Here is a 17715-nt window from a genome sequence, read left to right on the forward strand (position 1 = left end):
GACCCTTACATGCCTGACCATATTGAAGTCATTTTACGGACGATGTTTGCTTTTGCGATTTTATTTGGTGGAGCACGTCTTCTTGGAAAGCAAACCATAGCACAAATGAATATTTTTGATTTTATAGCAGCCATTAGCTTAGGTTCAATTGCGGCGAGTCTCGCGTTTAATACAACGCTTCCGTTTCATCACACGACGATTTCCTTTGTCACGCTTGTCATGATCATTTATGTGATTTCGCTCATTGCTTTAAGGAGCCGAAAATTGAGAGGATTTATGGCCGGTAAACCAACCCTTGTCATACAAAATGGCAAAATTCTTGAAGAGAATATGAAGGGAATGAGATATACCCTTGATTATTTAAATCAGCAGCTGAGAGAAAAAGACATTTTTGATATTAGCGAAGTTGAATTTGCCATAATTGAAACAGATGGACATATGTCAGTGAAAAAATATCCTTCGTTTGAAAATGTCACTCGAAAGGATCTTCAATTGTATATGAAGGCAGAGGGCTACATGCCTATTGAAGTGATCATGGACGGAAAGCTCATTTTGAAAAACATTCATGAAAATCAATTAACGGTGGAGTGGATAGATGAAGAGCTTAAGAAAAGGCAGCTCTCCTTAAAGGACATTGTATACGCAGTCCGTTCAAGTAATGGCAGCTTATATATTGATACATATGACGACCACATTCACTCTCCGATTGATCAAGAATGAAGGTATAGTGCGGAGGTCACCCGCATGACACATATCCGTCAATGTTTATAAGTCGTTTGGATGCTGTCTGACTAGGCATCATTTCTCAATTATTATTATTTTCAGAAAATGTGATGACGGAAAAAAATAAATGTGTTTAAGTGTATATAGAACAAATTAAAATATTAATATAATATACCGTTTGCGGAATGAACGTTCATTCCTGTGGCGAGGAGGGGATGAAGTGCTAGCAGTGACTGATAAACAAGAACAGATCATGAAGGCTTCACTAGACTTATTTATTGAACGGGGCTTTGATGGGACCACGATGCCAATGATTTCAAAAAGAGCAAACGTCGGAGCGGGAACCATTTACCGTTATTTCGACAGTAAAGAGGCACTCGTCAATATTTTGTACCAGCGCAGCCTTTCTGCATTTATCGAAAAAATGAACACAAACAGTCCAGATCCAAAGGCGAGTATTCGGGCGTACTTTAAGCATGTATTTTATTGCTTGGTTTTATTTACAAAGGAGAATCCAAGCGGGCTATATTTCTTAGAAATTGATAAACGATCCCATTACTTAGACGAGACGAGCAAAGAGAAAATGCAGCATTTGTTACATGAGCTATTCCTTATCTTTGAAGAAGGGAAAAAGGATGGGATTCATCCAAATCTTTCAGGTAGAACCATTTTATCGATTGTATTTGGTGCCTTTGTACAGCTGCATAAACAAATTCTTGCAGAAGAAATAGAGCCAACGATTGAATTTCTAGAGGACATTGAGCAAAGTTTATGGCGCGCTATCAGCGTCGCATCTTAATGAATGAAAAGGAGTGGGCACATGCAACAAACATCAATCATTCCAAAACCAAAAACATACGGACCTTTTAAAAATATTCCCCATATCAAAAAGGGGGAGCTTTCTCAAACCTTTTGGCGGCTGGCAGATGAATTAGGACCGATCTTTCAGTTTGAATTTTCAAAAGCAACAAGTATTTTTGTTTCTAATCATGAACTTTTCCAAGAAATATGTGATGAGAGCCGTTTTGATAAATACATTGGGACTAGTCTCAATAAAGTAAGAGCATTTGCAGGGGATGGGTTATTTACGAGCTGGACAGAAGAACCGAACTGGAGAAAGGCTCACCACATCTTGATGCCGGCGTTTAGTCAGCAGGCCATGAAGGGCTATCATGAAATGATGCTCGATATTGCCACACAGCTTGTACAAAAATGGCAAAGAACAGGCCGTGATGAAGAAATTGAAGTAGCAGAGGATATGACAAAGCTTACTTTAGATACGATCGGACTTTGTGGTTTTGATTTCAGGTTTAACAGTTTTTATAAAGAAAATCAGCATCCATTCATCGCAAGTATGGTGAATGGTTTAAGCGAAGCGATGGATCAGGCGAGCCGGTTGCCGGTTGCAGATAAGCTAATGATCAAAAGAAGAAAAAAATTTGAAGATAATGTTGATTTTATGAAGCAATTAGTAGATGACATTATTCAAGAACGGAAAAAACAAGATAAAACGGGCGATGATTTACTGTCCCTCATGTTGCATGCAAAGGACCCTGAAACAGGAGAGCGCCTGTCAGATGAAAATATTCGCTATCAAATCATTACCTTCTTAATAGCTGGGCACGAAACAACAAGCGGGCTACTATCCTTTGCGATTTATTTCTTATTAAAGAATCCTGAAAAATTAAAGAAAGCTGTCCAAGAAGCAGATGATGTGCTGCAAGGCGGACTGCCAACATTTAAGCAGGTACAAAAACTAAATTACACACGTATGGTTTTAAATGAATCTCTTCGCCTCTGGCCAACAGCGCCTACGTTCTCTTTTTATGCGAAAGAGGACACCGTCATCGGAGGGAAATATTCGATTAAAAAGAACCAAAGTGTCTCCGTGCTGCTACCTAAGTTACATCGTGATCAAGCGGTATGGGGAGAGGATGCGGAAGAATTTAAACCAGAGCGGTTTCTACACCCTGAAAAGATCCCGCAGCATGCCTACAAGCCTTTTGGGAATGGACAGCGTGCATGTATCGGCATGCAATTCGCCCTTCATGAAGCCACAATGGTACTGGCAATGGTCCTGCACAACCTGGAATTGATTGATCACACATCATATGAACTTGATTTAAAAGAATCTCTGACGATTAAGCCAAACGATTTTAAAATCAAAGTGCGGCCAAGAAAGCAGCAACTCTTTATGGCACCACCGAAAGACGAGGCGAAAAAAAGCACAAAATCTGATGAGTCAAAAGTGGAGAGTCATGGTACACCATTGCTTGTTTTATATGGATCAAATCTTGGCACAGCGCAGCAAATCGCAAACGAATTGGCTGAAGAAGGAAAAGCAAAAGGGTTTGATGTGACCACTGCTCCGCTTGATGACTATACACGTCAATTACCAGATAAGGGTGCAGTCTTCATCGTGACCGCTTCATATAATGGACATCCGCCTGACCATGCGAAAAAATTTGTGGATTGGGTCACGCAGGATAAAGAGCAGGATTTAACAAACGTGACGTTTGCTGTGTTTGGATGCGGAGATCGAAATTGGGCGAGTACGTACCAGCGTATTCCTCGTCTCATTGATGAAGCACTTGAAAGAAAAGGTGCGAAGCGTGCAGCTGATTTAGGAGAAGGTGATGCAGGCGGAGATATGGATGAGGATAAAGAAGCATTTCAGAAAACGGTCTTCAAGCAGCTCGCAAAAGAATTTAAGCTCACCTTCCAAGAAAAAGGTAAAGAAAACCCAAAGCTTTCAGTTGCTTATACCAATGAGCTAGTAGAACGTCCTGTGGCTAAAACATATGGTGCCTTTTCAGCTGTTGTACTGAAAAATGAAGAATTACAATCTGAAAAAAGTGAGCGGCAAACAAGACATATTGAGTTGCAATTGCCTGAAGGGAAAAAGTACAAAGAAGGGGATCATATCGGAATTGTTCCGAAAAATAGTGATGCACTCGTTCAGCGGGTGATCAATCGCTTCAATCTAGATCCTAAGCAGCACATCAAGCTTTCTTCTGAGAAAGAAGCAAATCATTTACCTTTAGATCAGCCGATTCAAATGAGAGAATTACTTGTGTCGCATGTTGAGCTTCAAGAGCCTGCAACACGTACGCAGCTAAGAGAGCTCGCCGCATATACAGTTTGTCCGCCTCACCGCGTGGAGCTTGAGCAAATGGCTGGTGAAGCGTATCAAGAAGCTATTTTAAAGAAACGAGTAACCATGCTTGACTTACTAGATCAATATGAAGCATGTGAGCTGTCATTTGTGCACTTTTTAGCACTTTTACCAGGTTTGAAGCCGCGCTATTATTCTATTTCTAGCTCACCAAAGGTCGATGAAAAAAGAGTCAGTATCACAGTGGCGGTTGTGAAAGGGAAAGCGTGGAGCGGCCGCGGAGAATATGCCGGAGTCGCATCAAACTATTTATGCGGTCTGCAGGAAGGAGAAGAAGTCGCCTGCTTCCTCCACGAAGCGCAGGCAGGATTCCAGCTGCCGCCTTCATCTGAAGTTCCGATGATCATGATCGGACCGGGTACAGGAATCGCTCCATTTAGAGGGTTTGTTCAGGCAAGAGAAGTATGGCAGAAGGAAGGCAAACCACTAGGCGAAGCTCACCTATATTTTGGCTGCCGTCACCCTCATGAAGATGATCTGTATTTTGAAGAAATGCAGCTTGCAGCGCAAAAAGGAGTTGTCCACATCCACCGGGCTTATTCTCGTCACAAAGAGCAAAAAGTATATGTCCAGCATTTGTTGAAAGAAGACGGCGGCATGTTAATCAAGTTACTTGACCAAGGTGCGTATCTTTACGTGTGCGGGGACGGAAAAGTCATGGCACCAGATGTAGAGGCTACACTGATCGACCTCTATCAACACGAGAAACAATGCTCGAAGGAAGCAGCTGAAAATTGGCTGACAACCCTTGCGAATAATAATAGATATGTAAAAGATGTATGGAGCTGACAAGAGGGAAGACCGCCAATTAGGCGGTTTTTTCTGTTTCATCAAGAGAGGTGAGATCGATAGAATGAAAGTTTGAAAGATACAAAACACCTAATTTGAAAATGAAATATTTTGTAAAAAATAAGAATATTCTCTCATTTACTCCAATATGGAACAATCGTATCATTTTTGATATAGGACATAAAGGAGGAATATGATGAAAAAGGTGAAAATGTTACTCCCTTCTCTACTCGTTTTTGGTGCTTTAAGTGTGCCTAGTTTTGCCCATGCCGCATCGGATTCAGTACTAACATCTGATTATGACATGGTGACTTCTGATGGAAAGGTGATCTCTTCAAGTGATTTCCACAATGATTCGAAATCCCCCTCATCCTTTGATAAAGTGGATGATCTATCTTCAACTGTTGGTGAAAAAGTAAAACCACTATCAAAATATGTAAAAGACTTTCAAACTAAAGTCGTCATTGGAGACGATGGTAGAACAAAAGTAGCAAATACAAGAGTAGCACCATATAATTCAATTGCTTATATTACATTTGGCGGCTCCAGCTGCACGGGGACACTCATTGCCCCTAACAAAATTTTGACAAACGGACACTGCGTGTACAATACAGCATCGAGAAGTTATAGTGCAAAAGGATCGGTGTATCCAGGGATGAATGATAGCACTGCGGTAAATGGGTCAGCAAATATGACAGAGTTCTATGTACCAAGCGGATATATCAATACAGGTGCGAGCCAATATGATTTTGCCGTGATCAAAACAGATACGAACATTGGCAATACAGTCGGTTACCGTTCCATCCGTCAGGTGACAAACTTAACTGGAACAACGATTAAAATTTCTGGATATCCAGGTGATAAAATGAGATCGACTGGCAAGGTGTCGCAGTGGGAGATGTCAGGTCCTGTGACAAGAGAAGATACGAATCTCGCATACTATACGATTGATACATTTAGCGGAAATTCAGGCTCAGCGATGCTAGATCAAAATCAGCAAATCGTTGGGGTTCATAACGCAGGGTATTCAAACGGAACGATTAATGGCGGTCCGAAAGCGACAGCTGCCTTTGTTGAATTTATCAACTATGCAAAAGCGCAATAAAAGCTAGAACATAAAGCTTGTTTCCTTCATAGGGGACAAGCTTTTTTATGTGGATACAAGTGTCTATCTGTCTATGCTTGAAAGATTCATTGAGTTTTCAGCCTCTTCATTTTTTTCACATGTCATTCGTGAACGACTCATACATTAAAATGACACATTTCCTTTAAGTCAAGATTCTACTTGAGAAAAATGAGGAGGTCACGCATTTTTGAAGATGAGAAGAGGCTGGATTACTGCTGTCGCCTTATGCTTTGTGATATGGATGGGCACGCTGCTAGGTGGATTTGGGGAGGAACATGCGGCAAAAGGTGCGGATCGATATGATCATGTTATTCAATTTCCAAAGGAACGGTACCCTGAAACAGGCAGTCATATTCAAGAAGCCATTCGAAAAGGGCATTCAGATGTGTGTACGATAGACCGAAATGGAGCAGATGCCCGCAGGCAAGAATCATTAAAAGGCATTCCGACTAAGCCTGGATTCGACCGAGATGAGTGGCCGATGGCAGTTTGTCTTGAAGGAGGAAAAGGGGCGAGTGTTCAATATGTCAGTCCGTCTGATAATAGGGGAGCGGGCTCATGGGTCGGACACCAGATGAGCGGGTATCCTGATGGGAAAAGAATTTTATTTATTGTGAAATAAAACTAAAAGAGAGGCGCCTGTGAGTAGGTGCCTTTTTTGATGATGATCAGAGCGTATTGGAGCTAGCAGGGGCAAAAGATTCAGTGGTACAATGGATCCTATAAGGTACAAAGACAGACAAGAAGAAAATGTGAAGGGACATATGCTTATGGATAAGAACCGTGCATTATACGATTATTTCATGCAACATGCAGAGAAACTGACTGAAACTTGGTATGATTCAATTGAAGATGATGATCCAGAATCAATATATCGTTCAACAGATTCCAGCATCATATCAGAGCTAAAACGGCAAAATCAAGATTATTACCAGCATTTTATACGTGCTCTTATTGAAGACAAGACGTATTTACATACTGAGTTTAAAAAGTGGTCTGAAGACTTAGCCAGTGACCCAAAGCATTTAAACACACCATTAGATTATGTTGTGAGAGAATACATGTCCAATCAAAGAGTGGTCCTTCATTACTTAAAAGAATTTATTAAACAGCGTCAAGATGAAATTGATATTGACCGCATCTTTTATTGGTATGATTTAATTTCAGAGGCGTTTAATATTTCCATTCATATGTTCATCCAGCAATATGTGAAAAATACAACGAGGAAGCTCGTGGCACAAAGAGACATGATTTACGAGCTGAGCTCACCTGTCATTGTCTTAAAAAGTCATATTGCGTTATTGCCGTTAGTAGGTGATATTGATACAGCGAGAGCGAAGATTATTTTAGAAAATACGCTGAAACAGTGCTCACAAAAAGGTGTACAGCATTTATGTATTGATTTATCGGGCGTTGTCATCATTGATACAATGGTGGCTCATCAAATCTTTGATCTTGTCACATCACTTCGGTTAATTGGAGTAGAGACAACTATTTCAGGAATCAGACCAGAAATTGCCCAAACCGCTGTGCAGCTCGGGCTTCCTTTTAATGAATTTCGCACGGCATCATCACTTGCTCACGCCTTAGACCGCATGACTGAATTTACTTCAATATAAAAACCAGGCCGATTGAATGGCCTGGTTTTTATTTAGATAACAGCGTCAATTTTAGTGACTTTCCAATCTTTTTGTCCTTTTTCGAACGTAACCGTTCTTTGTACTTTGCGTCCATCAAGTGTTGGGACAGTGAATTCATATGTGCGGACTGTTTGTTTTTTAGAGACAAGTTTAGGTGTCGCTTTATCCCAATTAAGCATATTGTCTCCGTCGCCGACTGGAACAGCCATTTTGCCTTTATGAACAATGAACTGGTAGTCTTTTAAACCTTGATTGATGGCTTCTTTTGTGAAAACTTGAGATAGGTAGCTGTTTAGTTTTTTCTTTGTATCAAATGTTTTAGAAAGATAGTTGTAAGTCATGTCTTTATAGCTAAATGATTTTAATTTGTAATCAGAATGTTCATTAATTTTGTAGCCTGACATCGCACTCCAAAAGTGTTCCCGTGCATCAAGGGCAATATGTAACGCTTCTTTATTTGTCAAAGTGGCTGGTTTTTTAGAAGCGGCCAATGTTGTAGATTGTAATGAGATCATAAGCATAATAGCAGTTAATAAAACGAATAATTTTTTCAAGGCGATTGCCTCCTTTTCTCAATGAAAACTTCTTATGTTACAAATGTTACAATAATTACAGTGATATTACAAGTATTAAATTGAAATGTTTTTTATTTCTTTTCTTTCTATATATATAACGTTTGAGGGTGGCAAAAAGTTTTCATTTTTTTATTTTTTCTTTATATCTACTATTTAACCGTTCTAAAGAAGAACAAAACGTTTTTTGGAAAAGTTTCTGTTTGGACGTTCAACACGCTTTTTCATTTATGACATATACTATCGTGATGAATGTCTAAGAAAGTGGTGTTGAATATGTATTATCCGTATGAAGGTATGTGGAATGGGTACTCATATGATAGGCAGATGCAAGGTTGGCCGTCGCTCCCTTCTCAAGTTGGAGGATTTCCAGGGTTTCCAATCGGAGGAGGAGGCACTGGGCCCGGATCTAGTGGATCAGCCCCGCCAGCCCCACCACAGCATATCGTTTCGCAATATCAGCAAGCATTATCACAGCCTCAAAGCATGCAGTCACTTATTTCAGGGCAAACAGGTGGAGGTCAGCAATCGGTTCAATTTGCCGCGGGATGTAATAGAAGGTGGACGATTGTGTTTATGAGAAACGGTCAAGTATTTTTAATGTATGTTCTATCTTCACAGCCTTTCGGGAGAACAACTGGCTTTATTTGGCCGAACTTTACATTTGGTTCCTTCCCAAGCTCGAGTATTCTTGCCTATTCTTGTTCATAAAAAAAAGCCGGTTCTCATCATTAACTGATGAAATACCGGCTTTTTTTAGTGAATATTTCTAAAGACGCCAATCACTTTACCTAGTATACTTACATTCTGTAAAATAATCGGTTCCATAGATGGATTTTCTGGCTGTAATCTAAAGTGTGTATCTTCTTTATAGAAACGTTTCACTGTCGCTTCATCTTCCTCTGTCATGGCGACGACAATATCTCCATTGTTAGCAGTGCTTTGCTGACGCACAATGACATAGTCCTTGTCCAAAATTCCTGCGTCAATCATACTTTCTCCCATAATTTCAAGCATAAATACTTGTTCATCTGGTGCTGCAAAAGTCTCTGGAAGAGGGAAGTACTCTTCTACATTCTCAACAGCCGTAATAGGCAGGCCTGCTGTTACTTTTCCGATGACTGGTACGTTCATTACAGCACTCTTTGGAATATTCATTTCCTCTTCATCTAGTACTTCGATCGCTCTAGGTTTTGTCGGGTCTCTTCTAATTAAGCCCTTCGTTTCTAGTCTAGCTAAATGTCCATGAACCGTTGAACTGGATGCTAGACCGACAGCTTCTCCAATTTCACGAACGGATGGGGGATAGCCCTTGCTTTTTACTTCTTCTTTGATGAATGTCAGGATATCGAGTTGTCTTTTTGATAGCTTCGTCATCTTTTGCACCTCAAAACGTCAATTTTAAAGAAATTATAGCATGTTTTTCCTAACAGTACAAACATAGGTTCGAAAAAAACGTTTGACAGAAACGTTTGTTCGTATTTATAATAAGTGTCAGAAAGAACGAACGCACATTCTATTAGGAGAGATGACATTATGAGGTTAAAAGAATCTATTATTTTTATTGGGGTATTCTCATTCATCGTTGGCATATTTCTCTCACTTATTGCAGTCACAAGCCATAATGATCCAAATCAGTATGTTAAAATAGAAGTTCAATCAGGGGATACTCTTTGGGGGTTAGCTGATCAAGTAAACGACAGCAAATCAATCGATAAAAATGCGTTTATTGACTGGGTCACTCAGCACAACGATCTTGCTTCAACAGAAATCCAGCCTGGTGATATCCTTGTCATACCAGTCAAAAAAGAGCATCCAGTCGTATATCAACTTGCAACAGTACAGTAGAAAGGTCGATTGAAGACATGAATGCAATCATCTATGCGAGAGTAAGCACTGTCAAAGAAGAGCAGGAAACCTCACTGAAGAGACAAGAAGAAGAATTGCTAGCTTTAGCTGCTATGCACAAGATGAATGTGGTTAAAGTCATTAAAGAAAAAGCAAGCGGGTATGATCTAGATCGCGATGGTGTGTTTGATATGCTAGCTACACTAAAAGAAGAGTCAATTGATGCTGTTCTTATCCAGGATGAAACACGTCTCGGAAGAGGACAAGCAAAAATTGCGCTTCTTCATTGTCTTTTTAAAGAGAATGTGAAGGTGTACAGTACGTTTCATAGAGGCGAACTTGAGCTTTCAGAAGCAGATGAAATGGTGATTGAGATCGTAGGAGTCGTTGAAGAGTATCAACGAAAAATTCATAACCTGAAAATCAAGCGGGGAATGAGAAGAGCCGTAGAACGCGGGTATCAGCCCGAACTGAATTTAAAACAGCAGGATCATGCGCCTGGTCGTGAGCGTATTGAAGTGCCGATTTCAGAAATTGTTCGATTAAGAAAAAATAACATGACCTTCGTAGAAATCGCAGCAACTCTTCAGGCACTAGGTTTCGACATTTCAAAAGCAACGGTCCATAGAAGGTATCAAGAATATGAAAAAGGTCTGACCACCTAAAGCTTGATTTGTTGTCAAAATGATTGATATTTAGTAGTATGTAGAGAAAATGCTTTAAAGGAGTTAGTCATGATTTCTAAAAATCAGCTTGCAAGAATCAATGAGCTTTCAAAAAAGTCAAAAGAGACCGGTTTGTCAGACGATGAAAAAACAGAACAAAAGCAATTAAGAGAAGAGTATTTAAAAGCTTTTCGTTCTTCTATGAAAAATACACTTAAAACCGTGAAAATCGTTGACCCTGAAGGAAACGATGTCACACCAGAAAAATTAAAAAGAGAAAGAGATCAAAACCTTCATTAAGTTTTCGGTTTCTTGAATTTTGAAAAGATGGGAAGGATATTCTCATCTTTTTTCATATTTGCATAACTTTTTAGGTGATCGATAAACTAAATGTGACAAAATCACTCTTTTTCAGCGTGAAATAGTTGTGAAAAAAGGACAGTAGATTTATGATAATGGTGTACACAAGATACGGAAGGGGATTTATATGGAAACGATTGAATTGAAATCTATTGCAACAATACGTACTCTCTCCATAGACGCAATTGAAAAAGCGAATTCCGGCCACCCTGGAATGCCGATGGGTGCTGCGCCAATGGCATACGCTTTATGGACGAATCACTTAAACGTAAGTCCGCAAAACCCAAATTGGTTTAACAGAGACCGTTTTGTTTTATCTGCGGGACATGGTTCTATGCTTCTATATAGCATGCTTCATTTAAGCGGATACAACCTGAGCATCGATGATCTAAAACAATTCCGCCAATGGGGTAGCAAAACACCTGGACATCCTGAATTTGGACATACAGAGGGCGTCGATGCTACAACAGGTCCTTTAGGACAGGGGATTGCCATGGCAGTTGGTATGGCACTTGCAGAAAGACATCTTGCGGAAACGTATAACAAAGACAACTTTAATGTTGTAGATCACTATACATACAGCATTTGCGGAGATGGAGACTTAATGGAGGGAATTTCCTCTGAAGCTGCTTCCCTTGCTGGTCATTTAGGCTTAGGCCGTTTAATTGTCCTTTATGATTCAAATGATATTTCTTTAGATGGCGACCTAGATCGTTCATTCTCTGAAAATGTGAAGAATCGTTTTGAAGCGATGAACTGGGAAGTTCTTTATGTGAAAGACGGCAACAACATTGAAGAAGTGACGGCTGCTATCGAAAAGGCAAAACAAAGCACAGACAGACCTACACTGATTGAAGTGAAAACAACAATCGGTTTCGGATCGCCAAACCGTGCAGGAACTTCTGGTGTGCATGGTGCACCACTTGGCAGCGACGAAGCCAAGCTGACGAAGGAAGCTTACTCTTGGACGTTTGAAGAAGATTTCCATGTACCTTCTGAAGTGTACGATCATTTCAAAGAAGCTGTAAAAGACGCTGGTCAGAAAAAAGAAGCAGCTTGGAATGAATTATTTGCGCAATATGAAAAAGAATACCCTGAGCTTGCAGCTCAATTGCAGCTTGCGATTGAAGGAAAGCTTCCTGAGAATTGGGATCAAGAGGTTCCTGTTTATGAAGCAGGTTCAAGTCTTGCCTCCCGCGCTTCTTCAGGCGAAGTATTAAATGGCATTGCGAAGCAAGTACCTTTCTTCATTGGCGGGTCTGCTGACCTTGCAGGTTCAAACAAAACAACGATTAAAAACACAGACGATTTTGGTAAAGATCATTATGCTGGTAAGAACATTTGGTTCGGCGTCAGAGAATTTGCAATGGGTGCCGCGTTAAACGGTATGGCGCTTCACGGCGGCCTTCGTGTATTCGGCGGAACGTTCTTTGTTTTCTCAGATTACTTAAGACCAGCGATTCGTCTTGCTGCCTTAATGGGACTTCCAGTCACTTATGTCTTTACTCATGACAGTATCGCTGTTGGTGAAGATGGTCCGACGCATGAGCCGGTTGAACAGCTTGCTTCATTACGTGCGATGCCGAACCTTTCTGTCATTCGCCCTGCGGATGGAAACGAAACAGCTGCAGCGTGGAAACTTGCTGTATCTTCAACTGATAAACCGACAGCACTAGTTCTGACTCGTCAAAACCTTCCAACGATTGACCAAGCACCTGAGAAGGCATATGAGGGAGTAGAAAAGGGTGGATACGTCGTCGTTGAAGCTGCTGATGCGCAGCCAGAAGCACTTCTACTCGCATCTGGATCAGAAGTCGGTTTAGCGATTGAAGCGCAAAAAGCACTTGAGAAAGAAGGAATCCGCGCATCTGTTGTCAGTCTTCCTGCATGGGATCGTTTCGATCAGCAGTCAGACGAATACAAAGAATCAGTCCTTCCTACAGCAGTGCGGGCTCGTATTGCGATTGAAATGGGGGCTTCACTTGGCTGGGAGCGTTACACTGGTCTTGATGGTGACGTAATTGCCATTGATAAATTTGGCGCTTCTGCACCTGGTGAAACCATTATTGAGAAATACGGCTTCACGGTCAGCAATGTCGTCAGCCGTGTGAAAGCGAAGCTGAACAAATAACGAAGTCTCCAAGCATCATGCTTTTTTTCATCTGTTTGCAGAGCATTTTCATCCGCTCTGCAAACTTTTTTCTTTTTTCTTGTTTTTTTGACAAAACTAGTTTCTTCTTGCTTCATATATAGACAATTCTTTCTTTCACATTTTTGTATAATACAAGCAATATACGAGATTGACGAAATGTGAAAGGAAGGGATAGACATGGAACGCCATTATTATATTTATTGGATTGAGGATGAATTTGCGCATCATTATTTTGGCAGAGAATCAATTTTGTTTCATTTGTTTGAGTCGTTACACTGGACGAACCGCACGGAAGATGAATTGGTGATGCTTGTGAAACAAGTGGATTACGTGACGAAACGAATCCCTGCTTTTCATATGCATCAGCGATTAATGAACAACTTAACGAACGTTCACTATACACAAATTGGCTCGATATACAGCGCTTCCTTACCTGATGGAAAAGGAACGGCTGCATTTATCATAAAAGATCGTTATATCCAAATGTCTGCCACCGGTAGTTATGAAGCAGAAGCAGTGTTTTTTGAAGTGCTGAGAAAAATTAGTCCTTGCTTCCTTGCGATGGACTTCGGTTCAAAGAAGCACGGGTGGCTCAATCCGGTAAAAGTGAGGAATTTTGTTTAAAAAAATAAAATTGAACGTGAAATGTTGTATAATAGCCTTTTGTTTAGTACACTTTATACGAGACAACATGAAGGAGGAAGAATTATGGATTTATGGGTTGTCATCCTTGTAGGCGTTGTTGCACTGCTTGCAGGAGTTGCACTCGGATTCTTTATTGCTCGTAAGTATATGATGAGCTACTTGAAAAAGAATCCACCAATTAATGAACAAATGCTTCGAATGATGATGATGCAAATGGGCATGAAACCGTCCCAGAAGAAAATCAATCAAATGATGAAAGCCATGAACAACCAAGCGAAATAATACGTACGATATTATGATCATAGATGGAACATGGTTATAAAGAATGGACAAGCGTTGTCCTTTCTTTATTGAATTCACCTTCATCAGACGCTTTAAAACCACTGTACTTGCCTAAATGAAGCAGGGAAGGTGGTTTTTATTTTGGCGTCAGCTTCCTGTAAAAAAACAAAAACCCCTGTTATCAGAGGTTTTTGTTTCGTTTATGGTCACACATATCAACTGTTCTAAAAATCGTGCAGCATGATAAATATCATGAGATATGATTAGTTGGCTGAGTTTGAGTGTAAGTGTCGTTGATATTGTAAGAGGAGATGATCTAGCTGCTGGCTATGTTCGATGGTCACTGTTGATGTCATCCCATTGTGCATCACAACTTTCATCAGCTCTTCTCTTTTTTCTTCGATTTGAGTTAATAATGATGTTTTTACCAAAGTCATGTTCCTTTCATGCAAATCTTGATAAAAAGAATCGATTCTATTATATCCATTTTCAGGTTTATTTTCAAATTTAAAGGATTCGTTATCTCGATGTCAAATTAAATTATATAAGGTTTTAAGAGAATAGACCATCTTTATTGAGAGGATGTAAAAAAAATGAAATGATTTTGTCATCTCTTATTGTATATTGTAAGAAGGGGGTGTTCTTTTGACAGATTTGAATTACTTTTTAGCTTTCGGAGCAGGATTCCTTTCTTTTATCTCACCGTGCTGTCTACCGCTTTATCCAGCGTTTTTATCTTATATTACGGGCGTTAGTATGGATGAAGTGAAATCTGAGAAGGTGATGCTGAGAAGAAGAAGTCTGCTTCATACCTTATTCTTTTTAATTGGTTTCTCTATTATCTTTATTGCGATAGGCTTTGGGACATCGTTTGTTGGGAAGTTTTTTGATGATTACCATCAAGCGATTCGCCAGGTTGGAGCTATCCTCATTATTTTCTTTGGTTTTATGACGCTTGGTGTATTTCAGCCTTCTTTCCTCATGGGCGAAAAGAGAATGCAGTTCAAAAACCGACCTGCTGGTTTTTTTGGATCGATTCTCATAGGAATGGGCTTTGCCGCTGGTTGGACACCTTGTACAGGACCTATTTTATCTGCTGTTATCGCACTGGCGAGTAACAATCCTGAGTCGGCTGTGCCTTATATGATTGCGTATGTATTTGGATTTGGCGTTCCCTTTTTTGTTCTCTCCTTTTTCATTACGAAAATGGCTTGGATCAGAAAGCGTCAGCAGCTCATCATGAAAATTGGCGGGATCATTATGATTGTGGTAGGGATATTGCTGTTCTTTGATCTCCTCACATGGATTATCATCATGTTCTCATCCTTGTTTGGCGGATTTACAGGCTTTTGAAATCGTTTTCTACAGTCGCGGCGAATGGTTTTTTTTCGTCAATTGGAGTATATTATACATAGGCTGACCTTAAAGAATAAAGGAATGATTTGATATGATGGTCTTAATCTCTTCTATAATTGCAATATGTATGGCGGTAGCCGTCATGTTTATTCGCATTAAGTCATCTGCGAAACCGGCAACCGCGAAAAAAATTATATTACCTCCTATTTTTATGAGCACTGGTGCACTGATGTTTTTTGTTCCAATGTTTCAGGTAACTGGGGCTGAATTTCTTGAAGCGATCACAGTGGGGATGTTTTTCTCCATCTTTTTAATCAAAACATCGAAGTTTGAAATTAGAGGGAACGAGATTTACTTAAAGCGGTCAAAAGCATTTGTATTTATTCTCATTGGACTTCTTGTTCTTCGTATCGGGATGAAGACGATCCTGAGTTCTTCTATTGATTATGGCTCTCTAAGCGGAATGTTTTGGATACTTGCCTTTGGTATGATTGTACCTTGGCGCGTTGCCATGTATTTGTCGTTTAGAAAGCTGTCTAAGCAATTAGATCCGCAGCAGGTTCAAATGAATTAAACCCAGATTGTTGACAAAGGGCTAAAATGATCTTTATTTTAGCCCTTTGTCTTCTTTCTTTTCAGCGTGATAGAAAACCTTTGAAGTCTAGGAAGGGTGAGCACCAGCGCACAGACTGACAAAGAATGCGAGGGTTTGTCTACACGCTGAACCTCCTTTTTATAAAGGAGGTTATTTTAATAACGCCTCATATGGCGTATGATCGATGTTTTTTTCTTGAAGGCGCTTCAATAAAAACTTATGATCACGCTTTGGTGTAGCGATAATATAGCCGCGAATGATTAAGTCTAAATTAATGCTGGCAGCTTGTTCTTTTAAAGCCAGCTCGCCAATTTTTCCTGCAATTTTTTCTTTGGCGACATCTCTAAACAGCTCTGGAACAGGTAATACAAGCTCATTTAAAAGCTGTTTGTCTTCTTCCCGCCATAGGTGGAGGCTCTTTTGAATATATTCATCCTGCCAATCAAGCTCTGATTTCCCATCTTCCTTCGGCAATCGTTTTAAAAATTTGCGAAACATAAAAAAGCCACCGATTGCGAGTAATCCGATCATCACCGTACCCCAAAATAAAATGAACCACAAAAACCAGCCGCTTAACATGTTCTCACTCCTTATACCCCTTGTCTCTCTATCTTATTTTACATGAAGCGATGATAGAAGAAAATAACAAAAATGTATGTCTCTCATCTCTATGAACGCCTTTTTTCATTCATAACTGCCCATTTACTAGAAAGACCCAAACCATCTAGTAGAAAAAGAATACCTTATCATATAGCGACTCTACTATTTGGCCATGGTGGTTCGCAAAAGGTATTGACTTGACACGAACGGAAGAGAGCCCACCAAATGAAGGTGGGCTCTTAATGTTTGAAGTGCGGGATTTGAAAGGAAAATGCCCCGCGTGGATGGTCGGAACTTTTTTTAATTCTTATCGAAATGATTCGGTTTTCGTATTCTGTTTCAATCTCTTTGTCGTTCAAATAAAAAGGGAGCATGACACTTTTTTCAATTGGCTGTTCGCCTTCAACATTTGGCTTTTGTACCGTGCAACAGAGAGTCAGCTCATGTCCAGCGAAGGTCAGCTTTACATCGGTGATCGATAGGGTGGAGACATCAATCTCAATAATATAATCACGGCTTGTTTCATAAAGGTCAATTGGGAGGTGTTCATCATACCAGGCAAATGGATCATCCATTAAAACATTGAGCCAATCATCTATTTCTAGAAAATCAGAGGAATTCGATTGCTTTTCATTCTCCATAGACACTCCTCCATCACATCTCATAATAAATGATATGTTGAGAACTGAAATGTGTGAAAGACCTAAAACATTCCGTTTTGCCACGGGATGAGAGGAGAATGTTTACATATCGTGATGAGAATTGTGCTTTTGTCTTGTATGGTTGCGGTTTTTTACTTTTTTACTGCCTGATAATGGCTCAGGCTGTCCGCTTTGATGCTCCTTAGGCGAGTTTTGACGGATGTCTTTTCCTGTGTTTTTATTCGTCATGATGCTTGCTCCTTTCCTATTGGTTTTTTTTACGTTTTTTATTGTTTTGTCTTTGTTCTTCTGTTAAAACGAGTTGGTCATTTTCAATATAGCCTGCACCATTACCTTGGCTTTTGGCTGCATTCATGCCGTCAATCACATGATTTGCTTTACGTTTTGTCATGTTCTATCACCTCAATTGTAGTATGAACCTGCCCTGCTTGGATTATGAACAGTAATCATTTCCTAGTGATAAGATAAACTTATTGAATTTAATAAAAGCATTGTTATTTACTTATGTATGAATTTGTTTTAAGA

General features: G+C 39.9%; 22 protein-coding genes. 15 read left to right on the forward strand and 7 right to left on the reverse strand.

Annotated elements, in window-relative coordinates; translation table 11 throughout:
- The first annotated feature begins 9 nt into the window (after positions 1-9).
- From NSS78_RS08855 to NSS78_RS08880, 6 genes are all read left to right on the forward strand, one after another.
- A complete protein-coding gene (locus tag NSS78_RS08855) occupies positions 10-720 on the forward strand; it encodes a DUF421 domain-containing protein (protein ID WP_113387033.1) in 711 nt (236 codons plus the stop codon).
- A 256-nt stretch (positions 721-976) separates the two neighbouring features.
- Positions 977-1522: a TetR/AcrR family transcriptional regulator gene (locus NSS78_RS08860; RefSeq protein ID WP_050945461.1), complete on the forward strand. Its 546-nt coding sequence runs from the start codon at positions 977-979 to the stop codon at positions 1520-1522.
- Between the two features lie 21 nt (positions 1523-1543).
- Positions 1544-4687: a bifunctional cytochrome P450/NADPH--P450 reductase gene (locus NSS78_RS08865; RefSeq protein WP_342468363.1), complete on the forward strand. Its 3144-nt coding sequence runs from the start codon at positions 1544-1546 to the stop codon at positions 4685-4687.
- 196 nt (positions 4688-4883) lie between these two features.
- A complete protein-coding gene (locus NSS78_RS08870; RefSeq protein ID WP_106032497.1) occupies positions 4884-5792 on the forward strand; it encodes a trypsin-like serine protease in 909 nt (302 codons plus the stop codon).
- A 262-nt stretch (positions 5793-6054) separates the two neighbouring features.
- Positions 6055-6435: a NucA/NucB deoxyribonuclease domain-containing protein gene (locus tag NSS78_RS08875; RefSeq protein WP_223251181.1), complete on the forward strand. Its 381-nt coding sequence runs from the start codon at positions 6055-6057 to the stop codon at positions 6433-6435.
- A 148-nt stretch (positions 6436-6583) separates the two neighbouring features.
- Entirely contained in the window at positions 6584-7432 is an 849-nt protein-coding gene (locus NSS78_RS08880) for an STAS domain-containing protein (RefSeq protein ID WP_044141412.1), read from the forward strand.
- 32 nt (positions 7433-7464) lie between these two features.
- Here the strand turns inward: NSS78_RS08880 and NSS78_RS08885 are convergent, their stop codons facing one another.
- Positions 7465-8007 carry an IseA DL-endopeptidase inhibitor family protein gene (locus NSS78_RS08885; RefSeq protein WP_003211360.1) on the reverse strand — a complete coding sequence of 181 codons (543 nt, stop codon included), beginning with the start codon at positions 8005-8007 and terminating at the stop codon, positions 7465-7467.
- A gap of 294 nt (positions 8008-8301) precedes the next feature.
- Between NSS78_RS08885 and NSS78_RS08890 the strand changes: the two genes are divergently transcribed.
- The gene (locus NSS78_RS08890; protein WP_003212431.1) at positions 8302-8736 is read left to right on the forward strand and encodes a hypothetical protein; all 435 of its coding nucleotides are present in this window, start codon (positions 8302-8304) and stop codon (positions 8734-8736) included.
- A gap of 45 nt (positions 8737-8781) precedes the next feature.
- Here NSS78_RS08890 and lexA read toward each other — a convergent pair whose 3' ends face one another.
- A complete protein-coding gene (lexA, locus tag NSS78_RS08895; RefSeq protein ID WP_003212311.1) occupies positions 8782-9402 on the reverse strand; it encodes a transcriptional repressor LexA in 621 nt (206 codons plus the stop codon).
- 159 nt (positions 9403-9561) lie between these two features.
- Between lexA and yneA the strand changes: the two genes are divergently transcribed.
- From yneA to NSS78_RS08925, 6 genes are all read left to right on the forward strand, one after another.
- On the forward strand, positions 9562-9873 hold the full coding sequence (yneA, locus tag NSS78_RS08900) for a cell division suppressor protein YneA (RefSeq protein WP_003211955.1): 312 nt from the start codon (positions 9562-9564) through the stop codon (positions 9871-9873).
- Between the two features lie 17 nt (positions 9874-9890).
- Positions 9891-10538 carry a recombinase family protein gene (locus tag NSS78_RS08905; RefSeq protein ID WP_050944902.1) on the forward strand — a complete coding sequence of 216 codons (648 nt, stop codon included), beginning with the start codon at positions 9891-9893 and terminating at the stop codon, positions 10536-10538.
- A gap of 69 nt (positions 10539-10607) precedes the next feature.
- Entirely contained in the window at positions 10608-10838 is a 231-nt protein-coding gene (locus NSS78_RS08910) for a DUF896 domain-containing protein (protein ID WP_212046465.1), read from the forward strand.
- 187 nt (positions 10839-11025) lie between these two features.
- Positions 11026-13029, forward strand: a complete 2004-nt coding sequence (gene tkt, locus NSS78_RS08915; RefSeq protein ID WP_137054580.1) for a transketolase — start codon at positions 11026-11028, stop codon at positions 13027-13029.
- Positions 13030-13227: 198 nt separating this feature from the next.
- Positions 13228-13674, forward strand: a complete 447-nt coding sequence (gene sirA, locus NSS78_RS08920; protein WP_003212113.1) for a sporulation inhibitor of replication protein SirA — start codon at positions 13228-13230, stop codon at positions 13672-13674.
- A gap of 84 nt (positions 13675-13758) precedes the next feature.
- A complete protein-coding gene (locus NSS78_RS08925; protein ID WP_003212379.1) occupies positions 13759-13977 on the forward strand; it encodes a YneF family protein in 219 nt (72 codons plus the stop codon).
- Positions 13978-14240: 263 nt separating this feature from the next.
- Here NSS78_RS08925 and NSS78_RS08930 read toward each other — a convergent pair whose 3' ends face one another.
- Positions 14241-14408: an aspartyl-phosphate phosphatase Spo0E family protein gene (locus NSS78_RS08930; RefSeq protein ID WP_003211291.1), complete on the reverse strand. Its 168-nt coding sequence runs from the start codon at positions 14406-14408 to the stop codon at positions 14241-14243.
- Between the two features lie 214 nt (positions 14409-14622).
- On the opposite strand from NSS78_RS08930, the gene NSS78_RS08935 reads away from it, so the two are divergent.
- Positions 14623-15330 (forward strand): cytochrome c biogenesis protein CcdA, encoded by a 708-nt coding sequence (locus NSS78_RS08935; protein ID WP_113387035.1) that lies wholly within the window; start codon positions 14623-14625, stop codon positions 15328-15330.
- Between the two features lie 94 nt (positions 15331-15424).
- A complete protein-coding gene (locus NSS78_RS08940) occupies positions 15425-15907 on the forward strand; it encodes a CcdC protein domain-containing protein (protein ID WP_034619875.1) in 483 nt (160 codons plus the stop codon).
- A 171-nt stretch (positions 15908-16078) separates the two neighbouring features.
- Here NSS78_RS08940 and NSS78_RS08945 read toward each other — a convergent pair whose 3' ends face one another.
- The 4 genes from NSS78_RS08945 to sspO form a co-directional block, all read right to left on the reverse strand.
- Positions 16079-16507 (reverse strand): DUF2621 domain-containing protein, encoded by a 429-nt coding sequence (locus tag NSS78_RS08945; RefSeq protein WP_044141405.1) that lies wholly within the window; start codon positions 16505-16507, stop codon positions 16079-16081.
- 260 nt (positions 16508-16767) lie between these two features.
- Complete coding sequence (locus NSS78_RS08950) at positions 16768-17169, reverse strand: spore coat protein (RefSeq protein WP_050944897.1); 402 nt, start codon at positions 17167-17169, stop codon at positions 16768-16770.
- A gap of 102 nt (positions 17170-17271) precedes the next feature.
- Positions 17272-17418: a small acid-soluble spore protein P gene (locus NSS78_RS08955; RefSeq protein ID WP_012010105.1), complete on the reverse strand. Its 147-nt coding sequence runs from the start codon at positions 17416-17418 to the stop codon at positions 17272-17274.
- A 16-nt stretch (positions 17419-17434) separates the two neighbouring features.
- Positions 17435-17581, reverse strand: a complete 147-nt coding sequence (gene sspO / locus NSS78_RS08960) for a small acid-soluble spore protein O (protein WP_003210995.1) — start codon at positions 17579-17581, stop codon at positions 17435-17437.
- Positions 17582-17715: the final 134 nt, after the last annotated feature.

Source organism: Bacillus sp. FSL W8-0920 (genome assembly GCF_038593215.1).
Classification (GTDB): Bacteria; Bacillota; Bacilli; order Bacillales; family Bacillaceae; genus Bacillus; species Bacillus pumilus.